This is a genomic window from Devosia sp. J2-20, from assembly GCF_055808475.1.
This window is the reverse complement of the sequence record NZ_CM147870.1, coordinates 3,191,699-3,214,194: the sequence shown is the minus strand read 5'-3', so window position 1 is coordinate 3,214,194 and position 22,496 is coordinate 3,191,699. Positions and strand designations below refer to the sequence as shown.

Annotated in this window: 25 protein-coding genes; 18 read left to right on the top strand and 7 right to left on the bottom strand. The window is 59.3% G+C overall.

Going from position 1 to position 22,496, the window contains the following annotated elements; all coding sequences use genetic code 11:
* The first annotated feature begins 51 nt into the window (after positions 1-51).
* The gene (locus tag AC0L37_RS15865) at positions 52-450 is read left to right on the top strand and encodes a VOC family protein (RefSeq protein WP_212659523.1); all 399 of its coding nucleotides are present in this window, start codon (positions 52-54) and stop codon (positions 448-450) included.
* 3 nt (positions 451-453) lie between these two features.
* Here AC0L37_RS15865 and AC0L37_RS15860 read toward each other — a convergent pair whose 3' ends face one another.
* From AC0L37_RS15860 to AC0L37_RS15850, 3 genes are read right to left on the bottom strand one after another with little or no spacing between them, the layout of a single operon-like run.
* Positions 454-2,001 carry a coiled-coil domain-containing protein gene (locus AC0L37_RS15860; RefSeq protein WP_282222682.1) on the bottom strand — a complete coding sequence of 516 codons (1,548 nt, stop codon included), beginning with the start codon at positions 1,999-2,001 and terminating at the stop codon, positions 454-456.
* A 4-nt stretch (positions 2,002-2,005) separates the two neighbouring features.
* Positions 2,006-2,944 (bottom strand): DUF6384 family protein, encoded by a 939-nt coding sequence (locus tag AC0L37_RS15855; RefSeq protein ID WP_212659525.1) that lies wholly within the window; start codon positions 2,942-2,944, stop codon positions 2,006-2,008.
* A 31-nt stretch (positions 2,945-2,975) separates the two neighbouring features.
* A complete protein-coding gene (locus tag AC0L37_RS15850; RefSeq protein ID WP_427857110.1) occupies positions 2,976-4,202 on the bottom strand; it encodes a cell surface protein in 1,227 nt (408 codons plus the stop codon).
* A 239-nt stretch (positions 4,203-4,441) separates the two neighbouring features.
* Here AC0L37_RS15850 and AC0L37_RS15845 point away from each other — a divergent pair, with 239 nt between their 5' ends.
* From AC0L37_RS15845 to AC0L37_RS15775, 15 genes are all read left to right on the top strand, one after another.
* Positions 4,442-4,924 (top strand): CoxG family protein, encoded by a 483-nt coding sequence (locus AC0L37_RS15845; RefSeq protein WP_282222683.1) that lies wholly within the window; start codon positions 4,442-4,444, stop codon positions 4,922-4,924.
* Positions 4,925-5,029: 105 nt separating this feature from the next.
* Positions 5,030-5,152, top strand: coding sequence for a hypothetical protein (locus AC0L37_RS15840; RefSeq protein WP_282222684.1), 123 nt, complete (start codon positions 5,030-5,032; stop codon positions 5,150-5,152).
* A 194-nt stretch (positions 5,153-5,346) separates the two neighbouring features.
* Positions 5,347-6,351: a BMP family lipoprotein gene (locus AC0L37_RS15835; RefSeq protein ID WP_212659527.1), complete on the top strand. Its 1,005-nt coding sequence runs from the start codon at positions 5,347-5,349 to the stop codon at positions 6,349-6,351.
* A 28-nt stretch (positions 6,352-6,379) separates the two neighbouring features.
* Positions 6,380-7,960 (top strand): ABC transporter ATP-binding protein, encoded by a 1,581-nt coding sequence (locus AC0L37_RS15830; RefSeq protein WP_282222685.1) that lies wholly within the window; start codon positions 6,380-6,382, stop codon positions 7,958-7,960.
* Positions 7,957-9,087 carry an ABC transporter permease gene (locus AC0L37_RS15825; RefSeq protein ID WP_269370640.1) on the top strand — a complete coding sequence of 377 codons (1,131 nt, stop codon included), beginning with the start codon at positions 7,957-7,959 and terminating at the stop codon, positions 9,085-9,087. The genes AC0L37_RS15830 and AC0L37_RS15825 overlap by 4 nt, the downstream gene beginning before the upstream one ends.
* A gap of 3 nt (positions 9,088-9,090) precedes the next feature.
* The gene (locus AC0L37_RS15820) at positions 9,091-10,056 is read left to right on the top strand and encodes an ABC transporter permease (protein WP_473313327.1); all 966 of its coding nucleotides are present in this window, start codon (positions 9,091-9,093) and stop codon (positions 10,054-10,056) included.
* A gap of 21 nt (positions 10,057-10,077) precedes the next feature.
* Positions 10,078-10,488 carry a cytidine deaminase gene (locus AC0L37_RS15815; RefSeq protein ID WP_269370641.1) on the top strand — a complete coding sequence of 137 codons (411 nt, stop codon included), beginning with the start codon at positions 10,078-10,080 and terminating at the stop codon, positions 10,486-10,488.
* Positions 10,485-11,279 carry a purine-nucleoside phosphorylase gene (locus AC0L37_RS15810; protein ID WP_282222686.1) on the top strand — a complete coding sequence of 265 codons (795 nt, stop codon included), beginning with the start codon at positions 10,485-10,487 and terminating at the stop codon, positions 11,277-11,279. The genes AC0L37_RS15815 and AC0L37_RS15810 overlap by 4 nt, the downstream gene beginning before the upstream one ends.
* Positions 11,276-12,265 (top strand): deoxyribose-phosphate aldolase, encoded by a 990-nt coding sequence (gene deoC, locus AC0L37_RS15805; RefSeq protein WP_212659532.1) that lies wholly within the window; start codon positions 11,276-11,278, stop codon positions 12,263-12,265. The genes AC0L37_RS15810 and deoC overlap by 4 nt, the downstream gene beginning before the upstream one ends.
* Positions 12,266-12,360: 95 nt before the next feature.
* Entirely contained in the window at positions 12,361-14,727 is a 2,367-nt protein-coding gene (locus AC0L37_RS15800; RefSeq protein ID WP_282222687.1) for an aldehyde dehydrogenase family protein, read from the top strand.
* A gap of 2 nt (positions 14,728-14,729) precedes the next feature.
* Complete coding sequence (locus AC0L37_RS15795; protein WP_212659534.1) at positions 14,730-15,029, top strand: DUF6958 family protein; 300 nt, start codon at positions 14,730-14,732, stop codon at positions 15,027-15,029.
* Entirely contained in the window at positions 15,030-16,364 is a 1,335-nt protein-coding gene (gene deoA, locus AC0L37_RS15790) for a thymidine phosphorylase (protein WP_282222688.1), read from the top strand.
* Positions 16,365-16,366: 2 nt separating this feature from the next.
* On the top strand, positions 16,367-17,584 hold the full coding sequence (locus AC0L37_RS15785; RefSeq protein WP_282222689.1) for a phosphopentomutase: 1,218 nt from the start codon (positions 16,367-16,369) through the stop codon (positions 17,582-17,584).
* A 24-nt stretch (positions 17,585-17,608) separates the two neighbouring features.
* The gene (gene upp / locus AC0L37_RS15780; RefSeq protein WP_212659537.1) at positions 17,609-18,250 is read left to right on the top strand and encodes a uracil phosphoribosyltransferase; all 642 of its coding nucleotides are present in this window, start codon (positions 17,609-17,611) and stop codon (positions 18,248-18,250) included.
* 11 nt (positions 18,251-18,261) lie between these two features.
* Positions 18,262-18,660 (top strand): VOC family protein, encoded by a 399-nt coding sequence (locus tag AC0L37_RS15775; protein WP_282222690.1) that lies wholly within the window; start codon positions 18,262-18,264, stop codon positions 18,658-18,660.
* Between the two features lie 47 nt (positions 18,661-18,707).
* Here the strand turns inward: AC0L37_RS15775 and AC0L37_RS15770 are convergent, their stop codons facing one another.
* The 4 genes from AC0L37_RS15770 to AC0L37_RS15755 all read right to left on the bottom strand — a co-directional run bounded on the left by AC0L37_RS15770 (position 18,708) and on the right by AC0L37_RS15755 (position 21,112).
* Positions 18,708-19,328 carry an HAD family hydrolase gene (locus AC0L37_RS15770; RefSeq protein WP_282222691.1) on the bottom strand — a complete coding sequence of 207 codons (621 nt, stop codon included), beginning with the start codon at positions 19,326-19,328 and terminating at the stop codon, positions 18,708-18,710.
* Between the two features lie 67 nt (positions 19,329-19,395).
* Positions 19,396-19,968, bottom strand: a complete 573-nt coding sequence (locus tag AC0L37_RS15765) for a TadE/TadG family type IV pilus assembly protein (protein WP_282222692.1) — start codon at positions 19,966-19,968, stop codon at positions 19,396-19,398.
* Positions 19,968-20,516 (bottom strand): TadE/TadG family type IV pilus assembly protein, encoded by a 549-nt coding sequence (locus AC0L37_RS15760; protein ID WP_473313320.1) that lies wholly within the window; start codon positions 20,514-20,516, stop codon positions 19,968-19,970. Before AC0L37_RS15760 ends, AC0L37_RS15765 begins: the two co-directional genes overlap by 1 nt.
* Positions 20,517-20,656: 140 nt before the next feature.
* Positions 20,657-21,112: a pilus assembly protein N-terminal domain-containing protein gene (locus AC0L37_RS15755; protein WP_212659542.1), complete on the bottom strand. Its 456-nt coding sequence runs from the start codon at positions 21,110-21,112 to the stop codon at positions 20,657-20,659.
* A 389-nt stretch (positions 21,113-21,501) separates the two neighbouring features.
* Here AC0L37_RS15755 and AC0L37_RS15750 point away from each other — a divergent pair, with 389 nt between their 5' ends.
* A complete protein-coding gene (locus tag AC0L37_RS15750) occupies positions 21,502-21,675 on the top strand; it encodes a Flp family type IVb pilin (protein WP_212659543.1) in 174 nt (57 codons plus the stop codon).
* Positions 21,676-21,823: 148 nt separating this feature from the next.
* The gene (locus tag AC0L37_RS15745) at positions 21,824-22,327 is read left to right on the top strand and encodes an A24 family peptidase (protein ID WP_473313317.1); all 504 of its coding nucleotides are present in this window, start codon (positions 21,824-21,826) and stop codon (positions 22,325-22,327) included.
* Positions 22,328-22,496 lie beyond the last annotated feature (169 nt).

The following is a 22,496-nucleotide window of genomic DNA, read 5'->3' as shown; positions in this document are numbered from 1 at the left end:
GATTCAGCTTGCGATGGCTAACGTGAAGCCAAGATCGCAAAGGAGCGCACCATGAAGCCATCGATTTCCATCATTACCATCGGTGTCGATGATCTGGAGCGCGCCTTCGTGTTCTATCGGGCTCTGTTCGACATCGCCGAAGAGCAGATCGGCGCTGGAGAAGACCACGTAGCCTTCTTTTTTGATGACGGCTTTTCCTTTGTACTGTTCCCGCGCGAGCAGATCGCCCAGACAGCCGGCAAGGACATCGCCGTGGCCGGGACGCCCGGCTTTGTGCTCAGCCACCAGGCATCCAGCGCAGCAGAAGTCGACGAAATCTTGCGCAAGGTGCTGGCCGGTGGTGGCGCCATAGTCACCGAAGGCACCCAGTCCGAATGGGGCTATTCTGCCTATTTCGAGGACAGTGAAGGCAATATCTGGGAGCTGATGGCTCAGCCGCCCGCCAATTAGCTGCTAGAAGCCGCCGCCGGTCTTGAAGCCGCCATGCTTGCGTGTGCCGCCTGAGCCGGTGCGGGGCCGTGAAAACCCGCCGCCTGATCCCGAGCCACCCGAGGGGCGTCCGAAACCGCCACCGAAGCCGCCCTTGGTCTTGCCGCCCGCACCGCCACCAAAGCTATTATCGGGCCACTTGAAGCCGCCATTATCTGGCCAGGGGTTGTTCGAGCGCTGACGACCATTATTGGGCAGGCCGACGCCACCACCCCAGTCCGAGGTGCCTGCGCTCCAGTTCTGGCTGCGCTGCCAACTGTCCCAATAGCTCGCAGCGGTAATGCCGCCGCGCAGGAAATCATTGAGCAGATCGCCCACCAGCCGGTCTTCGCGGAAGGTCGAGCGCGGATCATCAAACCGCTGCTTTTTGAACTCCCACTGAATGTCTTCCAGCTCGCGCCGCCGGGCCGCCAGGGTCTTGAGGCGCTCTTTCTGCTCGCGCGTCTCCTGATCTTCTTCGCGTGCCCGGGCTCGGGCATCGTCGATCTGGGCAACGATCGTGTCGTCTTGGCCCGTGCGGGTGCGACGGGCGTCAGCCAGCAGGGTTTTGATATCTTCGCGCCCTAGTGCGGTCGCCAGTTCTGCCGATGCGCTTTCAAAGGCCGGGTTGAGCCCTTGCGACAGGCCGGCAACGGTCTTGGCGGTCTCATCGCGCTGGTCCTCATGCGCCATGATTTGAGCATCCAGCGCATCGATCCGCTGCTGAGCGCTTTCCATCGCTTCGCGAATGGGTTTGCCCCCGGCGGTGTCGATGGCTTCGGTCTCCAGAGCATCCAGCTCGGTCTCGGCCACGCTGGCAATCGCAATCTGCCGTTCGGCATGCTCACGCAGCCGCAACGGAATCTCATTGAGCATGGCAAAGTTCGGCCGCGCCTTGTGGAATTTGATCAGTCCGGCCACCAGGCCGTCGAGATAGCGCACCAGATTGTTGGCGCGATAGTTCGAGGTGCCATAGCCGGCTTCCCACAGATACATAAACAGAGGGTCGTCGCGGTAAGGCTGTCCCTTTTCATCACGGTCCGCTTCGGCCTGTTCGGTCTTACGCATCGACTGCGCCGCCACTTCAGCCAGCTCGCTGGCCTTCTGCCGCTTGGCAGCAAAGGCGGGGTCGCGCGCAATCGTCGCCCCCAGCTTGCTCGCCAACGCCTTGAGCTGGGCCTGATGGCTCTCAAACTGCTTGAGCGCATCGGCGCGTTCACCGGTGAGTTTGTTGAGCGCTTCGTCAATGCTGGCAATAGCGCTTTCAGCCTTGCTCAGCTCCTTGGCATGGGTCTTTATCTGCGCGCGTGCCTTGGTCTCAGCCGTGGTAATGGCGCCATCAAGCTCGCCCTGCACCGCCGGGTCGAGCCGCAAACGGGCCAACTGCCGGAACAGCTCGGCCTCACTCTCGCGGATCTTGCTGATACGCTCGGCCGAACGGGCAAGACGCTTGGAAATTTCGTCTTCCTCGCGACGGATATCGCGCATCGCCTCGTCAAGGCTCGCCAGGGCTTCGGGACCGCGGATACTCATAGCTCTACCACCGCGTTACCGCCCCGCCGGATACCGGCACATTGTATTCGACATCTACAAAACCATACGATTTACGACCGATCTCATTGCTCTGGATGATGCCGTCATCCTGCTTGTCGGCCACGACGGCCTCGTAGACCGACTCTGGGACCCGCACGCCCCATTTAGCCACAGTTTCTGTCTGCCCGTTCTCCTCGTTCAGGATTGGCAGGCTGATGGCATCTCCATCGGTATCGAGCGCTTCGACCACCAGATAGTAATTGGTGGCGTCGGTATTGATTTCCGGAAAGGTCCAGAAGCCCGATTGTTCATCGGGGCGATTGACCACCCGCAGCGTATATTCCTGACGTAACTGATCGCGCAGCGTGGTCAGATCAGCAACCGCTGCTTCTGCAGCAGCGCGGTCACCTTCAGCAGCAAAGGTTTGACCGCGGGTCCGCAGGGCCTCGGCATCCACAACGGCCTGCTGCACCTTGGTTTCTTCAAAAATGGTCTCATATAGCGCGTCCATCTGCGCTGGCAGACCTTCGGCCAGCTCGATCCTGGCCTGTTCGGCCTGTCCGGCTTGATACGGTTGCCAGACGCCGAAATAGCCAATCATGACCGCCAGTACTGCGCCGACTATGGCGAGCACGGGCTTACCCCATTGCTTGCGACCCACATAGAGCTTGGCCAGGGTCACACCAAAGCTTGGCTCGGGCGCATCATAGGCAAAACGACTTTCCTGCAGTGCCGCCACACCCTCTTTGAGGATGTGGTCTGGCACTTCAATGCCCTGCTGATGATAGATATCGCGCAGCTTGGAGATCAGTTGCGCTTCTTTGGCGTCGGTGTCGAGTTCACGCGTCGCCAGACCTTGCTGGTGACGCAGGGTATCCACCACATCCATCGCCAGCATGACTTCGTCCAGGGGTGCAGCGGACTTTGCGGTCGCGTCACTCATAATTGCCGTCCACCCGTATGCGTCTCTCGGCTCAGTTCCGGTCCTCGAGCAGCAGCGCATTGCCCTCGGCAGCCAAAGCCGCCAGACGGCGCTTGCCATCTTCAACAGCGTCGCGGATTTCCTCGGAATTCTTGGTCGACGCGACGCGCATCTCGTTGATGATGGTGCGGCTCTTCTCTTGGAAGTTCACCACCGAATCCACCAGCTTCTTGACCGCGTCGGCGCGCACCGTTGGGCCGTAGCCAGCCCGGACGGCTTCCTCGGTCACCTTGTCGCCGATCTCGGAAAGGGTTTCGAGACTCTTGCTCATCCCTTCCTTCATGGCGTTCAGTGTCTCGGTGGATTCATGCAGGCCAAACATGCCGGTGAACGACGCGGACAATGCGGTCAGCACGGTCTCATTGGTCGAGAAGAACGAAATCGACTGCTGATAGACCCGCTCCTTGGCATTGGTCGTCTGCATCAGACGAGCCATCACCACTTCGGACGTGTTGTACGAAATGGTCAGATTGTCCGAGAGATCCTTGGCGATCTGATAGCGCGACTCTTCATTTTGCATGTCGCGCAGCTTTTCGTCGCGATCCATTTCCAGACGCGCACGATCAGCAGGAACGCTGCCGGCATACGTCGAGACGGCTTCCGAAGCAGCCTGGAGGATGTTCTTTTTCTCGGTTAGACGCTTTTCAGCGGTACCCAGCACTTCCAGGGCCATCACTTCTGACTGCTTGAGCGCGCCACGGAAGTCGCGATAGGCCTCCAGAATGGTGTGTTCGCGGTCGATCTGATCCTTGGTGTCGGCCGTGACGGCCAGATAGGTGTCACGGATTTTGTCAAAGCGCGTGGCGATATCGCCGCGGCTGACCTTCATCCACACATTGGACGCCCGCTCAAGCAGGTCGAGCTTGTTGTCTGCCAACTGGTCGACCATGCCCTTGGCGTCGTCGCGGATGGAATCAAAACCCTTGGTGATGTCTTCGTAGCGCTCACCGATCTTCATGGCGGCGATCTGCTCGCGGACCACTTCATTGAAGGCGCTCGCCTGGCTTAGCGTGCGACCAATCAGTACCACGCGGGTCTCGTCCAGTTCGGTGATCTTGGCGAGCAGGCCGGTAATTGGGGCTTCACCCTGCTGTTCAGGCCAGATCCCCAGGTCGCGAATGGCGTTGACCGCCTTGTCCAGATACTGCAGCGGCTTGTCAGCCGACATCGCGACTGGCGCCACTTCAGTTGCTGGTGCAGTGGTCACTTCATTGGCCATTGTATCGCTCCCCGTATGATTGACGCCGAACCGGCGGAATGCCCTCGTCGCGCTATTGATCGCCGCTGGGTCGCTGCCTGACAATTGCAACTGCCCATTCAGACAACTATTTAGACCATATTGGTGCGAAAAAGCCGCACGTAAAGAGCAAGGCCCGCAACTATGGCAAGCAAGTGTTTCTGGTGGTATCGCGGCCACAATAGGGCCGTCATGCAACATAAGCGCGAAGGTGGCCGCTAATGGACTTTGGTGGACGCTATATCGTCGCCGCCCCGCGCGTGGCCGTGTGGGCTGCACTCAACGACACCGCCATGCTCAAGGCGGCGATTCCGGGCTGTCACAAGATTGCCTGGTCCGGCGCGGACACGCTGGATCTTGAGATCAAGGTCAATCTTGGCGTGGTGCACCCCGTCTTCAAAGGCGATCTGGCCCTGACCGGCATCGTGCCAGCGGAGCGCTATACGCTGACCGGGCGGGGCAAGGGTGGATTGCTCGGTCTGGCTGAAGGCTCGGCCGACATCGTTCTCTCCGATCGCGGCGAGCAGACGTTGCTGGTGTTTGACGCCAAGGGCGGTGCGTCGGGCCAGATCATGAAGCTGGGCAAGGCAATCATCGGCAATTCGGCGCAGAAGATCATTGACGGCTTCTTTGAGCGGTTCGGCGCGGCCATGGGTGCTGAGGTTACCCCGCTGCCGGTCGAGGAGGACGCCGGCAGCAATTAAGCGCGCGCTAACCATGCCCGCATCTGCCCTCAAACCATCACAATCGGACGGTCTCAATGCAGTAGGGAATGCCTCCGCATTCGCTCAACCTTGAAACAAATTGTAATGACCTCCCGCACAAGAGACACGATCGCCCTGTTCGCTATTGGCTCCCTGGCCATTCTGGTGGTGTTCTCGCCCGATATTGATCTCGAGGGCCTGTTCCAGTCCGTCCTGTCGCGCTGGTAGCTCTGGCCGATAGTTTGGGCAAATCGCCGCGTAGCACGCAGGCTTGATGTCCAAAATTTGACCAATCGGAAAAAAATGGGCGATTCCATCTTGCAAGTGCTGCATTTGCACGGTTGTATCGCTGCCTAGAGCACGCCGAGTGTCCGCTGGAGCGTATTGCCAGCGCGAGCGTGCGAGACAGGGAGACGAACTCGATGAAATTTTCCACCTTTACCAAGGCTGTTGCTGGCGGCGTTGCGCTGAGCGCGATCCTCACAGGCACTGCCTTTGCCGACCCCGCAGTCATCTATGATCTGGGCGGCAAGTTCGACAAGTCGTTCAACGAAGCCGCTTATAACGGTGCCGAAGCCTGGAAGGCCGAAACCGGCGGCAGCTTCCTTGATCTTGAACTGCAGAACGATGCCCAGCGCGAACAGGCTCTGCGCCGCTTTGCTGGTCAGGGTGCAAACCCCATCGTTATGGCTGGCTTCTCCTGGACTGCTGCGCTTACCGCTGTGGCGCCAGAATTCCCCGACACCAATTTCGTCGTGATCGATACCGTCGTTGACGCACCAAACGTGCAGTCGATCATTTTTGATGAGCACACTGGCTCGTTCCTGGTCGGCGCTCTGGCCGCACTCAAGTCCGAAACCGGCACGGTCGGCTTCGTTGGCGGCATGGACGTTCCACTGATCCACAAGTTCTACTGTGGCTATGCTCAGGGCGCCAAGGCCGTCAACGCTGACATCAAGCTGATCGAAAACTACACTGGCACCACTCCAGCTGCCTGGAATGATCCCGTGACTGCTGGCGAACTGACCAAGGCTGCCATCGATAACGGCGCTGACGTGATCTTCGCTGCCGCTGGTGGCTCGGGCCTTGGCGTGCTTCAGGCTGCCAAGGATGCCGGCAAGTACTCGATCGGTGTCGACAGCAACCAGAACTACCTCCAGCCCGGTTCGGTGCTGACCTCTATGCTCAAGCGCGTTGACGTGGCTGTGCAGAACGCTCTGACCGAAGCCGCCGATGACGCTACCTTCCAGCCCGGCCTGACCGTGCTTGGTCTGGCTGAAAACGGTGTTGGCTACTCGCTGGACGAGAACAACGCCGACCTGATCACTGCCGATATGCAGACCACGGTTGACGAGCTCTCGGCTCAGATCCAGTCCGGTGCGCTGGTCGTGCACGACTACACCACCGACTCAACCTGCCCGCTCTAAGCCCAGCTAGATGAGCCAAGACGACTCAATGAACTCGCAGCGGCCGGAAACGGCCGCTGCATCCGCCCCGGCCAATGGCTGGGCAATTCAGCTTGAGAAAATCAACAAGCGATTTGGCGCTGTTCACGCCAACAAGGACATTGACCTCCAGGTCGCGCGGGGCTCCATCCATGGTATCGTGGGCGAGAATGGCGCTGGCAAATCCACGCTGATGTCCATCCTGTATGGCTTCTACACGGCCGACAGCGGCACCATCCGCGTCAACGGCACCGAGCAGGAAATCACCGATAGCCGCCATGCTCTGGCACTGGGCATCGGTATGGTGCACCAGCACTTCATGCTGGTCGATAATTTCTCGGTTCTCGAAAACGTCGTTCTGGGCGCCGAGGACTCCGGTTTCATCAAGCCCAGCCTTGACCGCGCGCGTCAGGAGCTCAACCGGCTCGAAACCGAATATGACCTTGAGGTCGATCCCGATGCGATCATCGAGGACATCTCGGTCGGACAGCAGCAGCGCGTCGAAATTCTCAAGGCGCTCTACCGCGGCGCTGAAACCCTGATTCTGGACGAACCCACGGGCGTGCTGACGCCAAGGGAAGCCGACGATCTGTTCCGCGTGCTGGAAACACTGCGCGCTCAGGGCAAGACAGTTATCCTGATCACGCACAAGCTGCGTGAAATCATGGCGATTACCGACAGCGTGTCGGTGATGCGTCAGGGCGAAATGGTGGCCACCCTCAAGACCGCCGACACCAGCCCCGAAGAGATCGCCGAACTGATGGTCGGTCGCCACGTCTTGCTCGAAGTCGAAAAAGGCCCGGCCAAGCCCGGCGAAAAGCTGCTCGAAGTGCACAATCTCGTCGTCAAGGACGACATGGGTGTCACCCGGGTCAAGAATGTCAGCTTCTCGGTACGCGCCGGCGAGATCGTCGGTATTGCCGGCGTTTCCGGCAATGGCCAGAGCGATCTGCTTGAGGCCGTCAGCGGCATGCGTGACCAGTCCGCGGGCGATATTATCCTCAAGGGTGTCACCCTCTCGCTGGCCGGCGATGATGGCGCTTCGCGCGCCCGCGCCGCGGGTTTGGCGCATGTGCCCGAGGACCGTCAGCGCATGGGTCTGGTGACCCAGTTTGCCGAATGGGAAAATGCCATCCTGGGCTACCAGAACAGTCCCGAATACGGCATCAACGGCTTCCTCGACATCAAGGCCGCCAAAAAGCGTGCTGCCGAACATGTCGAACTGTTCGACGTGCGACCGGCCAATATCAATCTCAAAACCTCGCTGTTCTCCGGCGGCAACCAGCAGAAAATCGTGCTGGCACGTGAAATGGAGCGCGACCCCGATGTGCTGGTCGTTGGTCAGCCCACGCGTGGCGTCGACATCGGGGCCATCGAGTTCATCCACAATCAGATCATCAAGATGCGCGACGAGGGCAAGGCGATCCTGCTTGTCTCGGTCGAGCTAGACGAAATCCGCTCTCTGGCCGACCGCATCCTGGTGATGTTTGACGGCCAGATCGTCGGTGAAGCCGATCCAGCCACCGCCACTGAAGGCGAGCTGGGCCTTATGATGGCCGGTATCGGCAACGACAAGAAGGCCGCCCAATGAGCGCCCGTAGACCTCTTCCGCGCTGGGCTGATGTGGCCCTGCTGCCCGCGATCAACCTGCTTCTGGCGTTTTTGGTGTCCGGTCTTGTGGTGCTGCTGGTGGGTGAAAATCCGCTGCACGCCATTCAGGTCATCATCTACGGCGCCTTCGGCTATGGCGACGGCTTCGGCTATACGCTGTACTACACGACCAACTTCATCTTCACCGGCCTGGCCGTGGCCGTTGCCGCCCATGCCGGACTGTTCAATATTGGCGGTGATGGACAGGCCTATGTTGCCGGGCTTGGCGCCATTGTTGTCGCGCTGGCGCTTGATCAGACCCATTGGCTGATCGCCATGCCGCTGGCCATTCTGGCCGCTGCGGCCGTTGGCGGCTTCTGGGCCTTCATTCCCGGCTATCTGCAGGCCAAGCGCGGCAGCCACGTCGTGATCACCACGATCATGTTCAACTTCATCGGCGCCGCGCTGATGGTTTACATGGTCAATCGCGTGCTCAAGCCTGCCAGCAGCATGGCACCTGAATCCGACACCATCGAGATGGGTGGCCGCGTGCCGCAGCTGCGCGAGTTCAGCTCATTCTTTGGCTACTCGCCGGTAAACCTGTCCATCGTCATTGCGGTTTTGGCCCTGATCGGAGTCTACATCCTGATCTGGCACACCAAGTTCGGCTATGCCGTACGGGTACTGGGCGCCAACCCGACCGCCTCCCGCTACGCGGGTATTTCAAACTCCAAGATGATCATGATCACCATGGCTATTTCCGGCGCACTGGCCGGGATGGTGGCGATCAACGAAGTGATGGGCGTTCAACATCGGCTCGTGCTCGACTTTGTCGCAGGTGCCGGGTTCGTGGGCATCGCTGTGGCCCTGATGGGCCGCAACCATCCCATCGGCATCCTGCTTGCATCGCTTCTGTTTGGCGCCCTCTATCAGGGTGGTCAGGAGTTGCAATTCGTTATTCCCGCCATCACCAAGGAAATGATTGTCGTGATCCAGGCGCTGGTGATCCTGTTCACCGGTGCCATGGAAGGGCTGTTCCGCCCCTCTCTGGAGCGCAGCTTCATGCTGTTCTCACCTGAGCAAAAGTCTGAAGCCATCGAGCGGGAAACCGCCAAGACGGAGAGCTGACCGATGGATCTTTCAGCAACCCTTTCCATTCTGGACGCGACCATTCGCCTGTCCACCCCGCTTCTGCTCGCCTGCCTGGCTGGTATGTATTCCGAACGCGCTGGCGTGTTCGATATTGGTCTTGAAGGCAAGATGCTTGCTGCCGCGTTCGCAGCTGGTGCCGTCGCCGCCGTTACAGGCTCGGCCTGGCTGGGCCTTGCAGCCGGCATGCTCGTCTCATTGGCCACCGCACTGTTGCAGGGTTTTGCCGCAATCTCGCTCAAGGGCAATCAGTTGATTGCCGGCGTTGCGATCAACATGCTGGCGGCTGGTCTGACGACATTTCTGGGGCAAACCTGGTTCCATCAGGGCGGGCGCACCCCGCCGCTGGGCGATGGCGGCCGCTTTGAGCCGATCACCCTGCCATTCGCCGAACAGCTTCAGGGCGTGCCCGTGCTCGGGCCAATCTACTACGACCTGCTATCGGGCCACTACCTGCTGGTCTATATCGCCTTCATCATGGTGGCGGTAACCTGGTTCGTGCTGTTCCGTACCCGGTTTGGCCTGCGGCTGCGCGCTGTGGGTGAAAACCTCAAGGCCGTCGATACCGCCGGTATCTCCGTGGTCAAACTGCGCTTTCAAGCCGTTATCATCACCGGTCTGCTGTGCGGGCTGGCCGGCGCCTATTTCTCCATCGCCCAAGGCTCGGGCTTCGGCAATAACATGACGGCGGGTAAGGGCTTTATTGCTTTGGCCGCGCTGATCTTTGCCAAGTGGAAGCCTGTCCCGGCCATGTTTACCTGCCTGCTGTTCGGCTTTCTGGATGCAATGCAGATCCGTCTGCAGAGCGCAGAGCTGTTCGGTATCGAAGTGCCCGTACAGGCCATTCAGGCGTTGCCCTATGTGCTCACAGTGGTTCTGCTGGCGGGCTTTATCGGCAAGGCTGTAGGCCCCAAGGCTGGCGGCGTCCCCTATACCAAGGAGCGCTAGCGGCTACGCTGGCGTCAGACAATGACACACACTGCAACGGACAAGGCCTTGTACGAGGCCGCGGCTGCTATTCGCGCTAAATCTTACTCGCCCTATTCCAACTTTGCCGTTGGTGCAGCGATCTTGGCTGATGACGGTCAGATCTACGCCGGCTGCAATATCGAGAATGCGGCCTTCCCGCAGGGCAATTGCGCCGAGGCCTCCGCCATTTCGGCGATGATCGCGGCGGGTGGCAAACGCATCAAGCGCATCTATGTGATCGGCACGGGCGCCGCACCGGTCACCCCTTGCGGTGGCTGCCGCCAGCGCATCCGCGAGTTTGCCGATCTTGATGTGGAGGTGATCTCCCACGGTGTCGACGGCGATCCGCTTACCTGCACGCTCGACTATTTGCTGCCGCATAGTTTCGGCCCGGAGTATCTTTCGAAATGACCAAGGCATCCAAGACAATCCGCAAGATTGCCGGCGATCAGCCCATCGACGCCGCCATTGTGCTCGGCTCAGGGCTGTCGGCCATCGGCGAGCTGCTGACAGACAAGGTGACCATTCCCTATTCCGAGCTCAAGGGGTTTCCCGGCGGGGGCGTGTCCGGGCATGGCCGAGACTTGCTGATCGGCACCATGGGGGGCAAGCGTGTTGCCATCCTGACGGGGCGCGAGCACTATTACGAACACGGCAATGCCGCTGCCATGCGCCCCGCGCTTGAAGCCATGACAGAGCTGGGCGCCAAGACCCTTCTGCTGACCAATTCGGCTGGCTCGCTCGACGAGCGGTTTCAGCCCGGCGATCTGATGCTGCTCTCCGATCACATCAATTATGCTGGCATGAACCCGCTGATCGGTGAACCAACTGAGCGCCGTTTTGTGAACATGGTCGATTGCTACGACCCCGCTTTGCGCGCCAAGGCGCATGCCGTTGCGGACCGTTTCGACATCAAGCTCGGCGAAGGCATCTATCTCTGGTATTCTGGCCCTAGCTTCGAAACGGTGGCCGAAATCCAGATGGCCGTGCGCCTGGGCGCCAATGCCGTCGGCATGTCGACGGCACCAGAAGTCATTCTCGGGCGTTTCCTGGGCATGAAAGTTTGGGCCTGCTCCTCGATCACCAATATGGGTGCCGGCCTGTCGAGCGAAAACATCAGCCATGAGCATACAAAAACCATGGCGGTACAGGGCGCGGCCAAGCTGAAACAGCTGATACCCGCGCTGGTGGAGGAACTATGAGCCTGCGCGTCGTCGACAACAGCCAGCCCCACATTCCGCACAAAAGGAATCCCGGTTTTCCGCTCGATCTCGATTGGGTCGAACGCGTCCGCATGAACCGTTCGGCGCTCGAGCGCCGTGCCGGCTCTATCGGTGCGCGTCGCACGGTCAAGAAGGACTATCAGCTCGCATGGTTGCTCAAGGCGATCACCATGATCGACCTGACCACGCTCAATTCTGACGATACCGATGGTCGCGTCGAACGGCTTTGCGCCAAGGCCTTGCACCCGCTGCGTCAGGACATTCTCGACCAGCTTGATCTGGGCGATCTGCGTATCCTGCCCGGCGCGGTCTGCGTCTACCACAGCTTCGTCAAAACGGCTGTCGACGCGCTGGAAGGCTCGGGCATTCCCGTTGCAGCTGTCTCCACGGCTTTCCCGCATGGTCTGGCGCCGATCGAAACCAAGCTCAAGGAGATCGAGATGTCGGTCGCCGATGGCGCGGCCGAAATCGACATCGTCATCGAACGCGGCATGGTACTGCGCAATGACTGGCAGGCGCTCTACGATCAGGTCCGCGCCTTCCGCAAGGCGTGTGGCAACGCCCATATCAAGACCATTCTGGGCACAGGCGAACTGGCTACCCAGACCAATGTCGCCAAGGCGAGCCTGGTGTGCATGATGGCCGGTGCCGATTTCATCAAGACCTCGACCGGCAAGGAAAAGGTCAACGCCAATCTGGTCACCAGCCTGACCATGATCCGCATGATCCGCTGGTTTGCCGAAGAGACCGGCATCGAGATCGGCTACAAGCCCGCGGGTGGCATTTCCAAGACCAAGGATGCGCTGACCTATATGGCGTTGATGAAGGAAGAGCTGGGCACCCACTGGCTGCAGCCTCATCTGTTCCGCTTTGGTGCTTCAAGCCTGCTCACCGACATCGAGCGCCAGATCGAACATGGCCTGACCGGTCACTATTCTGCCGATTATCGGCAACCCATGGTTTAGGCGCGAGGCGCGCCGCGTCCGCTCCAAAGGAACGGGCAGGGAGGAGGTCCAGTCGATCTCCATGAGAAATACCGGCACTCTGAAGGAGGCCACACATGAACAAGATCGCTCAGATATTCCAGTCGCTCGATTATGGTCCGGCCCCTGAAGGCCCCGATCAGGCCATTGCCTGGCTCGATGCCCATGACCGTAAGTTCGGTCACTTCATCGATGGCAAATGGACCAAGCCGGGCAAAACCTTCTCATCAGACAATCCGGCGACTGGCGAAAGCCTGGCGCAGATTACCGACGGCACTGCCGAGGACGTCAACGCAGCAGTCAAAGCGGCACGCGCCGCCTTCAAGGGCTGGAGCGCATTGTCGGGCTATGAGCGCGGCAAATATCTCTACGCCATTGCCCGCGCAGTGCAGAAGCATGCCCGTCTGTTCGCCGTGCTCGAGACCATGGACAACGGCAAGCCGATCCGCGAAAGCCGCGATATCGACATCCCATTGGTCGCTCGCCATTTCTACCACCATGCTGGCTGGGCCCAGCATCTGAACCGTGAATTCCCCGATGCCGTGCCCTATGGTGTGTGCGGACAGATCATTCCATGGAACTTCCCGCTGCTCATGCTGGCCTGGAAGATTGCCCCGGCGCTGGCCGCGGGTAATACGGTGATCCTCAAGCCCGCAGAATTTACCTCGCTGACCGCACTGCTGTTCGCTGAAATCTGCGAGCGCGTCGGCCTGCCCAAGGGCGTGGTCAATATCGTCACCGGCGAAGGCGGCACCGGTCAGGCCATCACCGCCCATGAGGGGATCGACAAGATCGCCTTTACCGGCTCGACCGATGTGGGCAAGGCCATCCGTGCCGTCACCGCAGGGTCGGGCAAGGGTCTCAGCCTCGAGCTGGGCGGCAAGTCGCCCTATATCGTGTTTGAAGACGCTGATATCGACAGCGCCATTGAAGGCCTGATCGACGCGATCTGGTTCAATCAGGGCCAGGTCTGCTGCGCCGGCTCGCGCCTTTTGGTGCAGGAGAGCATTGAAGAGCGCTTCATCACCAAGTTGAAAAAGCGCATGCAGACCTTGCGCGTCGGCGACCCGCTCGACAAGTCCATCGACATCGGCGCCATGATCGCCCCCATTCAGGTCGAGCGCATCAAGGATCTGATGAAGCGCGGCATTGCTGAAGGCGCAGAAGTCTATGAACCCGATGGGCAGATGCCTGCGCGCGGCTGCTTCCTCAAGCCCGCACTGGTCACCAATGTTTCGCCCGCCAACACCCTGGTGGCCGAGGAAATCTTTGGACCCATTCTGGTCGCCATGAGCTTCCGTACGCCCGAAGAGGCCGTGCAACTTGCCAACAATACCAAATATGGTCTGGCTGCCACCGTCTGGAGCGAGAACATTAATCTCGCGCTCGATATCGCGCCCCAGATCAAGGCAGGCGTGGTCTGGATCAATGGCACCAATAATTTCGACGCCGCTGTTGGCTTTGGTGGCTACAAGGAATCCGGCTACGGCCGCGAAGGCGGTCGTGAAGGCATGAGTGCCTATCTCAAGCCAGCCTGGGAAAAAGACCTCAAGCCAGCGCCAGCCCCCAAGATCGCTGCGGCCAAGGCGACAAACCCACTCGACAGCGGGCATCTCGACCAGACCGCAAAAATGTATATTGGCGGCAAGCAGTCGCGCCCCGATAGCGGCTATTCCCGTGCCGTGTACGATCCGTCCGGCAAGCTTGTTGGCGAAGTCGGCGATGGCAATCGCAAGGATATCCGAAACGCCGTCGAAGCCGCGCGCGCGGCGCTCGGCTGGTCCACGACTGCAGCCCATAGCCGGGCCCAGATACTCTATTTCCTGGCAGAAAATCTCGACTACCGCCGCGACGAATTCGCTGATCGCATCAAGGCACAGACTGGTGAGAACGGTGTCGAAGAAGTCGCGCTTTCGGTAGAGCGTCTGTTTGCCTTTGCCGGCTGGGCTGACAAATATGACGGTGCTGTGCACAATCCGCCACTGCGCGCTGTGGCGGCTGCCATGGTCGAGCCGCTGGGTGTTATGGGTATTGTCGCCCCACCATCGCGGCCCTTGTTGGGCTCGATTGCCTTGATCGCCCCGGCGCTGGCCATGGGCAATCCGGTTGTGCTGGTACCTTCGGCGCAGTCCCCGCTGTCCGTCACCGACCTGTATCAGGTCATTGAAACTTCTGACGTGCCCAAGGGCGTCATCAATATCGTCACCGGCGACAGTGTCAGCCTCGCCAAGACCCTGGCCGAGCATGATGGCGTTGACGGACTGTGGTATGCTGGCGATGCAGAGAGCTCGGCCATGGTCGAGAAGGTCTCGATCACCAATCTCAAGCAGACCTGGACCAGCCGGGGTCTTTACTATGATCTCGCTGACCGCCGCTTTGAGGGCGACTACTTCCTTGCCAAGGCGACCCAGGTCAAGAACGTTTGGATTCCATACGGAGCCTGATCATGGACGACAAGATGGACGTCGAAAACGTCGGCCAACCCGGCAAGACCTATCGTGTCGATGCGGCCAAATACACGGCCATGCGCGACGCGATGCTCAAGGTTCTGTCCACTGAACCGCCGGGGCAAACTGTTGCCGACGTCATCGCTGCCGTCAAACCGCACCTGCCCCAGGACCTGTTTCCTGGTGGCGACACCGCAGGCTGGTGGGTCAAATGCGTGCAACTCGACCTCGAAGCCAAGCGAGTCATCGCTCGCACGCCGTCGCCCGTCCGTCTGTACCGAGTTTCGTCAGGACACTGAATGGTCTTTCTGCCCCAAGAGGTTATCGCGCGCAAACGCGACGGCCACACGCTCAGCAATGATGAGATAGCCGCCTTTATCGCAGGCTTTGCCAAGGGCAGCGTCTCGCATGCCCAGGCCGCAGCCTTAGCCATGGCGGTCTATTTCAAGGATATGAGCATGCCTGAGCGCGTTGCGCTCACCCTGGCCATGCGCGATAGCGGTGAAGTGCTCGACTGGTCTGATCTCGAAGGCCCGGTGGCCGACAAGCATTCCACCGGCGGTGTTGGCGACAATGTCAGCCTGATGCTGGCGCCAATTCTGGCAGCCATGGGCATTTACGTGCCCATGATCTCGGGCCGTGGCCTGGGCCACACCGGCGGCACGCTCGACAAGTTCGATGCCATTCCCGGCTATCAGACCCAGCCTGACAACTACCTGTTCCGTCAGGTCGTGCGGCAGGCCGGTTGCGCCATCATCGGCCAGACGGCAGACCTCGCGCCTGCAGACAAGGCGCTCTACGCCATTCGCGATGTCACTGGCACAGTGGAATCCATCGCCCTGATCACCGCTTCTATTCTCTCCAAGAAGCTTGCTGCAGGCCTTGGCGCGCTGGTGCTCGACGTCAAGACAGGCTCGGGTGCCTTCATGCCGACGCTGGAACGCTCGCGCGCATTGGCACAGAGCCTCGTTGAGGTCGCCAATGGCGCGGGCCTCAAGACCGGTGCTCTTATCACCGATATGAACGAACCACTTGCCAGTGCTGCAGGCAATGGTCTCGAAGTCCGCAACGCAGTCGACTTCCTCACCGGCCGCCATCAGGACCCACGCCTGCGCGAGGTGACCCTGTCCCTGTGCGCCACCGTCGCGGAAATGACTGGCGTTGCTGCCACGGTTGATGCTGGTCGCATGCTGGCCGAATCCGCGCTCAATAGTGGGCGCGCCACCGAGCGTTTCGGCATCATGGTGCATGCTCTGGGCGGACCGGGCGACTTTATCGACAACATCGACAGCCATCTGGCGGTGGCGCCGATCATCCGCGACGTGTTTGCTGATGAGCCTGGCGCCGTTTCGGCTATTGATACGCGCGGCGTCGGCATGGCTGTTGTTGCACTGGGGGGCGGCCGCGCTATGCCCACCGACAACATCGACCACCGCGTTGGCTTTGATCGTCTGGCAGGCCTGGGCGCCATGCTCGACAGCAACACTCCCATCGCCCGTATCCATGCGGCCGACGAAGACAGCGCTGCTGATGCCGAAGCCCGCATCAAGGCTGCCTATACACAGGGTGGCGAGCTGACGCCCCACGAACTGATTCCCGATAGCGTGCCACACACCACGGCCCAGGAGGTCTGACCATGCCACGCGCTATTCTGTGCATTCTTGATAGCGTCGGTATCGGCGGTGCCCCCGACGCTGACAAATATGGCGATGTTGGCTCCAATACCTTTGGCCACATCGCCGAATGGGCCCATGCCGGCAAAGCAGATCTCGAAGGCCTGCGTTCCGGACCACTCAATGTGCCCAATCTGGATGCGTTGGGAATCGGCGCGGCCATCAAACTTTCGACTGGCACATTGCCGCCGGGGCTGTCAGCCACTGCCAAAGGTGGCCGTTTCGGCGTAGGCCGCGAGGTCAGCAACGGCAAGGATACGCCCTCGGGACATTGGGAAATCGCTGGCGTGCCGGTACCGTTTGACTGGGGCTATTTCCCCCACACCGAGCCGACTTTCCCGCCTAATCTGATCGAAGAATTCATCAAACGTGCCAAGCTGCCCGGCATTCTGGGCGACAAGCACGCCTCGGGCACCACCATCATCGCTGAGCTGGGCGAAGAGAGCATCCGCACCGGCAAACCCATCTGCTACACCTCGATCGACTCGGTATTCCAGATTGCGGCCCATGAGAGCCATTTCGGCCTCGAACGCCTTTACGAGATATGCCAGATCGCCTTTGAACTGACGGCGCCATTGATGATTGGCCGTGTAATCGCCCGGCCATTCGTGGGCGAAGACGCTGCGAGCTTCAAGCGTACCGGCAATCGGCGCGACTTCGCCATTGCCCCGCCCGAGCCGACCCTGCTTGATCGTAATCAGGCGGCGGGTCATCAGGTTTATGCCATTGGCAAGATCTCCGACATTTATGCTGGCCATGGTGTTACCCACAAGATCAAGGGCACAGGACTGCCGCAGCTCTTTGACAAGACCCTTGAGGCCATGGAAATGGCTGCCGACAACGCTTTTGTCATGACCAATTTCGTCGATTTCGACTCCGAGTATGGTCATCGCCGTGACGTGCCAGGCTATGCCGCTGCACTCGAATACTTTGACAGCCGCCTGCCGGAAATGATCGCAGCCTTGCGCCACGATGATTTGCTGGTGCTCACCGCTGATCATGGCAATGATCCGACCTGGACCGGCACCGATCATACCCGCGAACAGATTCCCATCCTTGTCTTTTCCCCAAGCCTGGGGCAGTCAGAGATTGGCATTCGAACCACGTTCGCAGATATTGGCGAAAGCATAGCCCATTGGCTGGGTCTCGTGCCCGGCAGCCACGGCAAGAGCTTTCTCTAGTACAACAATAAGGCAGGTGATCTCATGAACCCAGTGCGCGGCAACGTAACCGTCATCGATCACCCCCTGATTCAGCACAAGCTGACCATCATGCGGAACAAGGAGACCTCGATTGCGGGTTTCCGCCGCCTGTTGCGCGAAATCGCCCATCTCATGTGCTACGAGGTCACGCGTGATCTGGAGCTCGAGATGATCCCCATCGAGACGCCGATGGCGCAGATGGATTCGCCCACCATCAAGGGCAAGAAGCTGGTATTCGCCTCCATCCTGCGTGCTGGCAACGGTCTGCTCGATGGCATGCTCGATCTCGTGCCCGCAGCGCGTGTGGCCCATATCGGTCTTTATCGCGACCATGAAACGCTGCAGCCGGTCGAGTACTATTTCAAGGCACCATCCAACCTCGAAGATCGCCTGATCATCGTAGTCGACCCCATGCTGGCGACTGCCAATTCGGCAACTGCTGCTATCGAAAAGCTCAAGGAACGCGGCGCCAACAATATCCGCTTCCTCTGCCTGCTGGCTGCGCCCGAAGGTGTCCAACGCTTTACCGAAGCTCACCCCGACGTACCGATTTTTACCGCCTCCATCGATGAGAAGCTCAACGAAAAGGGCTATATCATCCCCGGCCTCGGCGATGCTGGCGACCGCATGTACGGCACCAAATAGGATCCCTCGCCATGGCCAAGCTTGTCCATTCGATGATCCGCGTCCTCGACGAGGCGCGGTCGGTCGAGTTTTATCACCGTGCCTTTGGCCTGCAGGTCGTGGATCGCGTTGCTTTTCCCGAGTTCACCCTGATCTATCTCAACGACCCGGAAACGGGCGGTTTTGAGCTAGAGCTGACGGTCAATATCGGCCGCACCGAGCCCTATGATCTGGGCGATGGCTATGGCCATCTCGCTGTCGTGGTCGATGACCTTGATGCCGAGCATGAGCGGCTGGACGCGGCTGGTCTCAGCCCGCGCAAGCTGGTCGATTTCAGGAACGGCGAAGAACTGGTGGGGCGTTTCTTCTTCATTGCCGACCCCGATGGCTACCAGATCGAGGTCATCCAGAAGGGTGGCCGCTTCGGCTAGGCCGATAGACACAAAACCCCGGATCGCTCCGGGGTTTTTCGTTTGTCCTATTTCGCTTTGAGCGGCAGCCCCAGCGTAATCAGTTCCTTGCGCAGCATGATCGGGTCCTTGAAGTGGATGCCATGCATGCCGAACTTGCGGGCCGAGATGATATTGGGTTCGCTGTCATCGATGAACACGCAATTCTCTGCGGCAATGCCATATCGCTCGCTGAACACGCGGTAGAGCCGCGGGTCCGGCTTGACCAGACCCTCCAGACCCGAGACGATCACCCCATCGAATTTCTCGAGGAACGGCCACTCAGGCAGGCAGCTCACCCATTTCTCCCACGAAAAATTTGTAATCGCAAAGGTCGGGATTTCCTGCTCGACCAGTTCATCGTGAATGTCGATCGTGCCCTGGATAAAGCCGCCCAGGGTTTCTTTCCAGCGCAGGTCATAGGCTTGGATTTCGCGCCAGTATTTGGGAAAGCGCGTGATCAGTTTGGCCACGCCTTCAGAGTAGATCTCGCCGGCATCGAATTCCAGATTCCAGTCCAGCGTGCAGACATTCTGTTGGAACCATAATGCATCCTCTTCAGTCTCGAAGAGCTTGCGGAATAGGTACATCGGGTTCCAGTCGACGAAAACGCCGCCAAGGTCGAATACGGGAACGAGCGTATCGGTCATGCTGAATCTGCCGGATGGAGGGATCTTGCCCGGCTTGTGACACGCACTCAGGGACGGTGCAAGTGCACTAGTTCAGCACGATCCGTTCACGAAACCGCGGCATGAAGAAGTTCTCTCGTGACAGATTGACCGCTGTGTCAAAGACGATGCCGTACAGTGGCGAGTAGGACAATGCCGCCTCGGTCACGATCACATACTGCCCCTTGGCGATTGCAAGGATTTCGGGAGGCAAGGGAATGCTGGATCCAGATGCATGCGCACCAGACGCCTTGGGGGTCTGGCCGAGATAGCGCTTTGACCAATCCACGGTGACCTGGCCGCTATTGTTGACGTATACCTGTGAGACGATCTGCTCCAGATTGTCGACCGGGTAGGGTGTCATGATTCCGCTGGCGATCTTGACGTAGTCGTTGAGCATGCTCGCGCTGATATTGCCATCAATACGGGCCACCAGATCGCCCACGGCGCCCGATACCGTCTGCACCTTGCGGTCCATAGAGATCAGGGTGCTGCCCTCGACCATGCCAATATAGAGCATCAGCATGATGGGCAGGATCATGGCGAACTCAACCGCAGCAACACCGGCTTCGGCGTGCTTGAATCGGCGGAGGCGCTGCAGCAGTTTTGAGCGAACACCCATTAGCTGTACGGCTCGCTGCGGAACACGGTGGATGTCGCCAGCAGGCGTTTCTGCCCGGGCAGATTGGCCAGGCTCATCTCGCCCAGTGACAAAAGGATGGGCCATTTGTAATAGACCTGCACCACAACGATGCTCGATCCTTTGCCTGCCACATAGGTCTCGGGCCGGCTCCAGGTGCAATCGACTTCGCAGGTCCAGTCCACGGGCGGTGAAATTGCCGCCGAGGCGAAATCGTTGATGGTCGAGACTTCGACATGGAGACCACTGCAATCGCCATATAGCCCAAATAGGCGATCGCAGACCTTGGTCTTGAATTCAGCGGCTGTGGTGATGGTGCCTTGGGACCGGCCGGTGCGAATGAGTCGGCTAGTGTCCTGAACCGCACTTTCCAGCACTTGGCTGGACAGGAACACCACCGAGGTCTCCAGAATAGCACCGATGATCATGAAGAAGGGCAGGCCGAGCAGCGCGAATTCCACTGCGGTGGTGCCGCGCTCATTGCGCAGCAATGCAGCGCCTGCCTTGCGACGGCAAACCCGTCTGATCAATCTTCCCAATAGAGTGGCCATTAGCCGTGCCTTCTTGCTAGAGGGCAACGCTAACGGTGCATGGCTAACTGAAGGTTAGGAGTGGGGCCGAAAGGGCTGACAACTGCGTATGCGGTTAATGTCCGGTTAAAGCGCCCAGATCAGTTGCCCATGGCTTCAACCAGGCTAGACGAAGCTACCGCCTGGCCCGAGAACCCCGGGTCGTCGCCCATCATGATGATGTTCTGACACACCGGCGCACATGCGAGGCTGGTGCGTGCCAGACCCTGGTAAACCGTGGTCACCCCCGCCTGCATCTGCACCACTTCGATCATGGTGTCGGCAATTGGGTTACCGACGCTGTCCAGCACAATCAGATTGGTCTGGCCATAGCTCTTGCCGGTCAGGATCAGTGTCTGGGGGTCCTGGATCGTGACGTCAGCAATGCCGGGATTGCCGACGATCACAGTTGCTGCTGAAGCATTAATACGCAGAATACGTGCCATGTTCACGTTTACATTGATGGCTGCCCCATCTACCGCCAGCGCAGGCGCCGTGCTCAGAGCAGTTCCCAATGTCATGCAGAGGGCGACGACGGCAGCGAGATGGGGGCGCATGGCTTCTTCCGGCAGTACTGATACTCAATGGGGCCATTTTCCCCCCGAATGGTGAATAATTGGCAAACAACGCTGGAGCGTCATACGCCAGCATAAACTCCAGCCGCGACAGAGGCTGACATCACCTTATCAAACAGCGCTTGGAGCAAGTTGTGAAAAGAAGAGGCGTGTTTAAATATACAGCAGAAGATATGCGTAATTATATTGTTGCAATACAATATAAACCGTTAAATATCTGGTAACCATAAGCTGTTTGCATGGCGGTATCTCGGGATTGCTGGCCCGGATTAACCTATTTTCAAGGACTACGGCCTAGCTTCGCCCAATGTTCGATGTGTGACGTGTCGAACGATGGCGTCTCTTGATGACGTAATAAATGGAGTCTGGGAATGAACCTCTTCGCACGTTTCGCGCAGGACGAGTCCGGCGCGACCGCAATTGAATACGGCCTTATCGCCGCTCTGATTTCTGTTGGCATCATCGTTGCCGCTACCGCTCTCGGCGGCAGCCTTGGCAACCTGTTCAACGGTATCTCGAACGAGCTCGGCAACAACCTGCCATAAGCGGTCGCGATGACCGCTGACGGGTAAGTCAGCTACCAATATTCGGACGGGGAGGGTGCTTGCACTCTCCCCGTTTTCTTTTTTGAGCTTTCTTAACGCCCATTCGACAAGTTGAGCGCGCAGGGCGATCGCCCACCAGGAGCGCTTCATGTTGTCCACCATCGCCCTATTGCTGTTTCCCACCGGTATGGCGCTGGCCGCGTCGTCAGACGTTCTCACCATGAAGATCTCCAACAAGCTGGTGCTGGCAATCACCGCGGCGTTCTTCATCATTGCTCTGGCTGTGCAGCTTCCCCTGCAACTGCTGGGGATGCATGTCATGTGTGCACTGGCGGTGCTGTGTGGTGGCTTTGCCCTGTTCGCCCTCGGCTGGATTGGTGGCGGCGATGCCAAACTGGCCGCAGCAACGGCGCTTTGGCTCGGATTCGCGCTGATTGTCCCCTATCTTGTCTATTCGGCGCTGTTTGGCGGGGTGCTCACCTTGATGATTCTAGGACTGCGTCGCTTGCCGCTCATGCCAATCTTCACTCGCTATGCTTGGCTCGAACGTCTTCGTGACCCCAAGTCGGGTGTTCCTTATGGTGTCGCGCTGGCCCTTGCAGGGCTGATGACTTATGCCAACTCCGCGATTTTCGCACTGTTGGCCGCCTGATTACTTCATTTTTCAAATTTGAGCGTGTGGGTATAAAGTATCCGCCGCGTCTTGCTGCGTGCTTTTCGTAAATCGGCAAAATTTACTTATTGTTAACTGAGTTCGCAAAGCTCCGATTAACCAAACTTTGACCCTTTGGGCGCAAGGTTCACTCGGTCGAATTGGGCAT

Coding starts and splice junctions, on each gene's coding strand:
- AC0L37_RS15810 (WP_282222686.1), top strand. CDS start 10,485: ATGACCAAGGCATCCAAGACAATCCGCAAGATTGCCGGCGATCAGCCC.
- deoC (WP_212659532.1), top strand. CDS start 11,276: ATGAGCCTGCGCGTCGTCGACAACAGCCAGCCCCACATTCCGCACAAA.
- AC0L37_RS15815 (WP_269370641.1), top strand. CDS start 10,078: ATGACACACACTGCAACGGACAAGGCCTTGTACGAGGCCGCGGCTGCT.
- AC0L37_RS15845 (WP_282222683.1), top strand. CDS start 4,442: ATGGACTTTGGTGGACGCTATATCGTCGCCGCCCCGCGCGTGGCCGTG.
- AC0L37_RS15745 (WP_473313317.1), top strand. CDS start 21,824: ATGTTGTCCACCATCGCCCTATTGCTGTTTCCCACCGGTATGGCGCTG.
- AC0L37_RS15855 (WP_212659525.1), bottom strand. CDS start 2,944: ATGAGTGACGCGACCGCAAAGTCCGCTGCACCCCTGGACGAAGTCATG.
- AC0L37_RS15840 (WP_282222684.1), top strand. CDS start 5,030: ATGACCTCCCGCACAAGAGACACGATCGCCCTGTTCGCTATTGGCTCC.
- AC0L37_RS15795 (WP_212659534.1), top strand. CDS start 14,730: ATGGACGACAAGATGGACGTCGAAAACGTCGGCCAACCCGGCAAGACC.
- AC0L37_RS15775 (WP_282222690.1), top strand. CDS start 18,262: ATGGCCAAGCTTGTCCATTCGATGATCCGCGTCCTCGACGAGGCGCGG.
- AC0L37_RS15820 (WP_473313327.1), top strand. CDS start 9,091: ATGGATCTTTCAGCAACCCTTTCCATTCTGGACGCGACCATTCGCCTG.
- AC0L37_RS15765 (WP_282222692.1), bottom strand. CDS start 19,968: ATGGGTGTTCGCTCAAAACTGCTGCAGCGCCTCCGCCGATTCAAGCAC.
- AC0L37_RS15860 (WP_282222682.1), bottom strand. CDS start 2,001: ATGAGTATCCGCGGTCCCGAAGCCCTGGCGAGCCTTGACGAGGCGATG.
- AC0L37_RS15865 (WP_212659523.1), top strand. CDS start 52: ATGAAGCCATCGATTTCCATCATTACCATCGGTGTCGATGATCTGGAG.
- AC0L37_RS15800 (WP_282222687.1), top strand. CDS start 12,361: ATGAACAAGATCGCTCAGATATTCCAGTCGCTCGATTATGGTCCGGCC.
- AC0L37_RS15825 (WP_269370640.1), top strand. CDS start 7,957: ATGAGCGCCCGTAGACCTCTTCCGCGCTGGGCTGATGTGGCCCTGCTG.
- AC0L37_RS15755 (WP_212659542.1), bottom strand. CDS start 21,112: ATGCGCCCCCATCTCGCTGCCGTCGTCGCCCTCTGCATGACATTGGGA.
- AC0L37_RS15830 (WP_282222685.1), top strand. CDS start 6,380: ATGAACTCGCAGCGGCCGGAAACGGCCGCTGCATCCGCCCCGGCCAAT.
- AC0L37_RS15850 (WP_427857110.1), bottom strand. CDS start 4,202: ATGGCCAATGAAGTGACCACTGCACCAGCAACTGAAGTGGCGCCAGTC.
- upp (WP_212659537.1), top strand. CDS start 17,609: ATGAACCCAGTGCGCGGCAACGTAACCGTCATCGATCACCCCCTGATT.
- AC0L37_RS15835 (WP_212659527.1), top strand. CDS start 5,347: ATGAAATTTTCCACCTTTACCAAGGCTGTTGCTGGCGGCGTTGCGCTG.
- deoA (WP_282222688.1), top strand. CDS start 15,030: ATGGTCTTTCTGCCCCAAGAGGTTATCGCGCGCAAACGCGACGGCCAC.
- AC0L37_RS15770 (WP_282222691.1), bottom strand. CDS start 19,328: ATGACCGATACGCTCGTTCCCGTATTCGACCTTGGCGGCGTTTTCGTC.
- AC0L37_RS15750 (WP_212659543.1), top strand. CDS start 21,502: ATGAACCTCTTCGCACGTTTCGCGCAGGACGAGTCCGGCGCGACCGCA.
- AC0L37_RS15785 (WP_282222689.1), top strand. CDS start 16,367: ATGCCACGCGCTATTCTGTGCATTCTTGATAGCGTCGGTATCGGCGGT.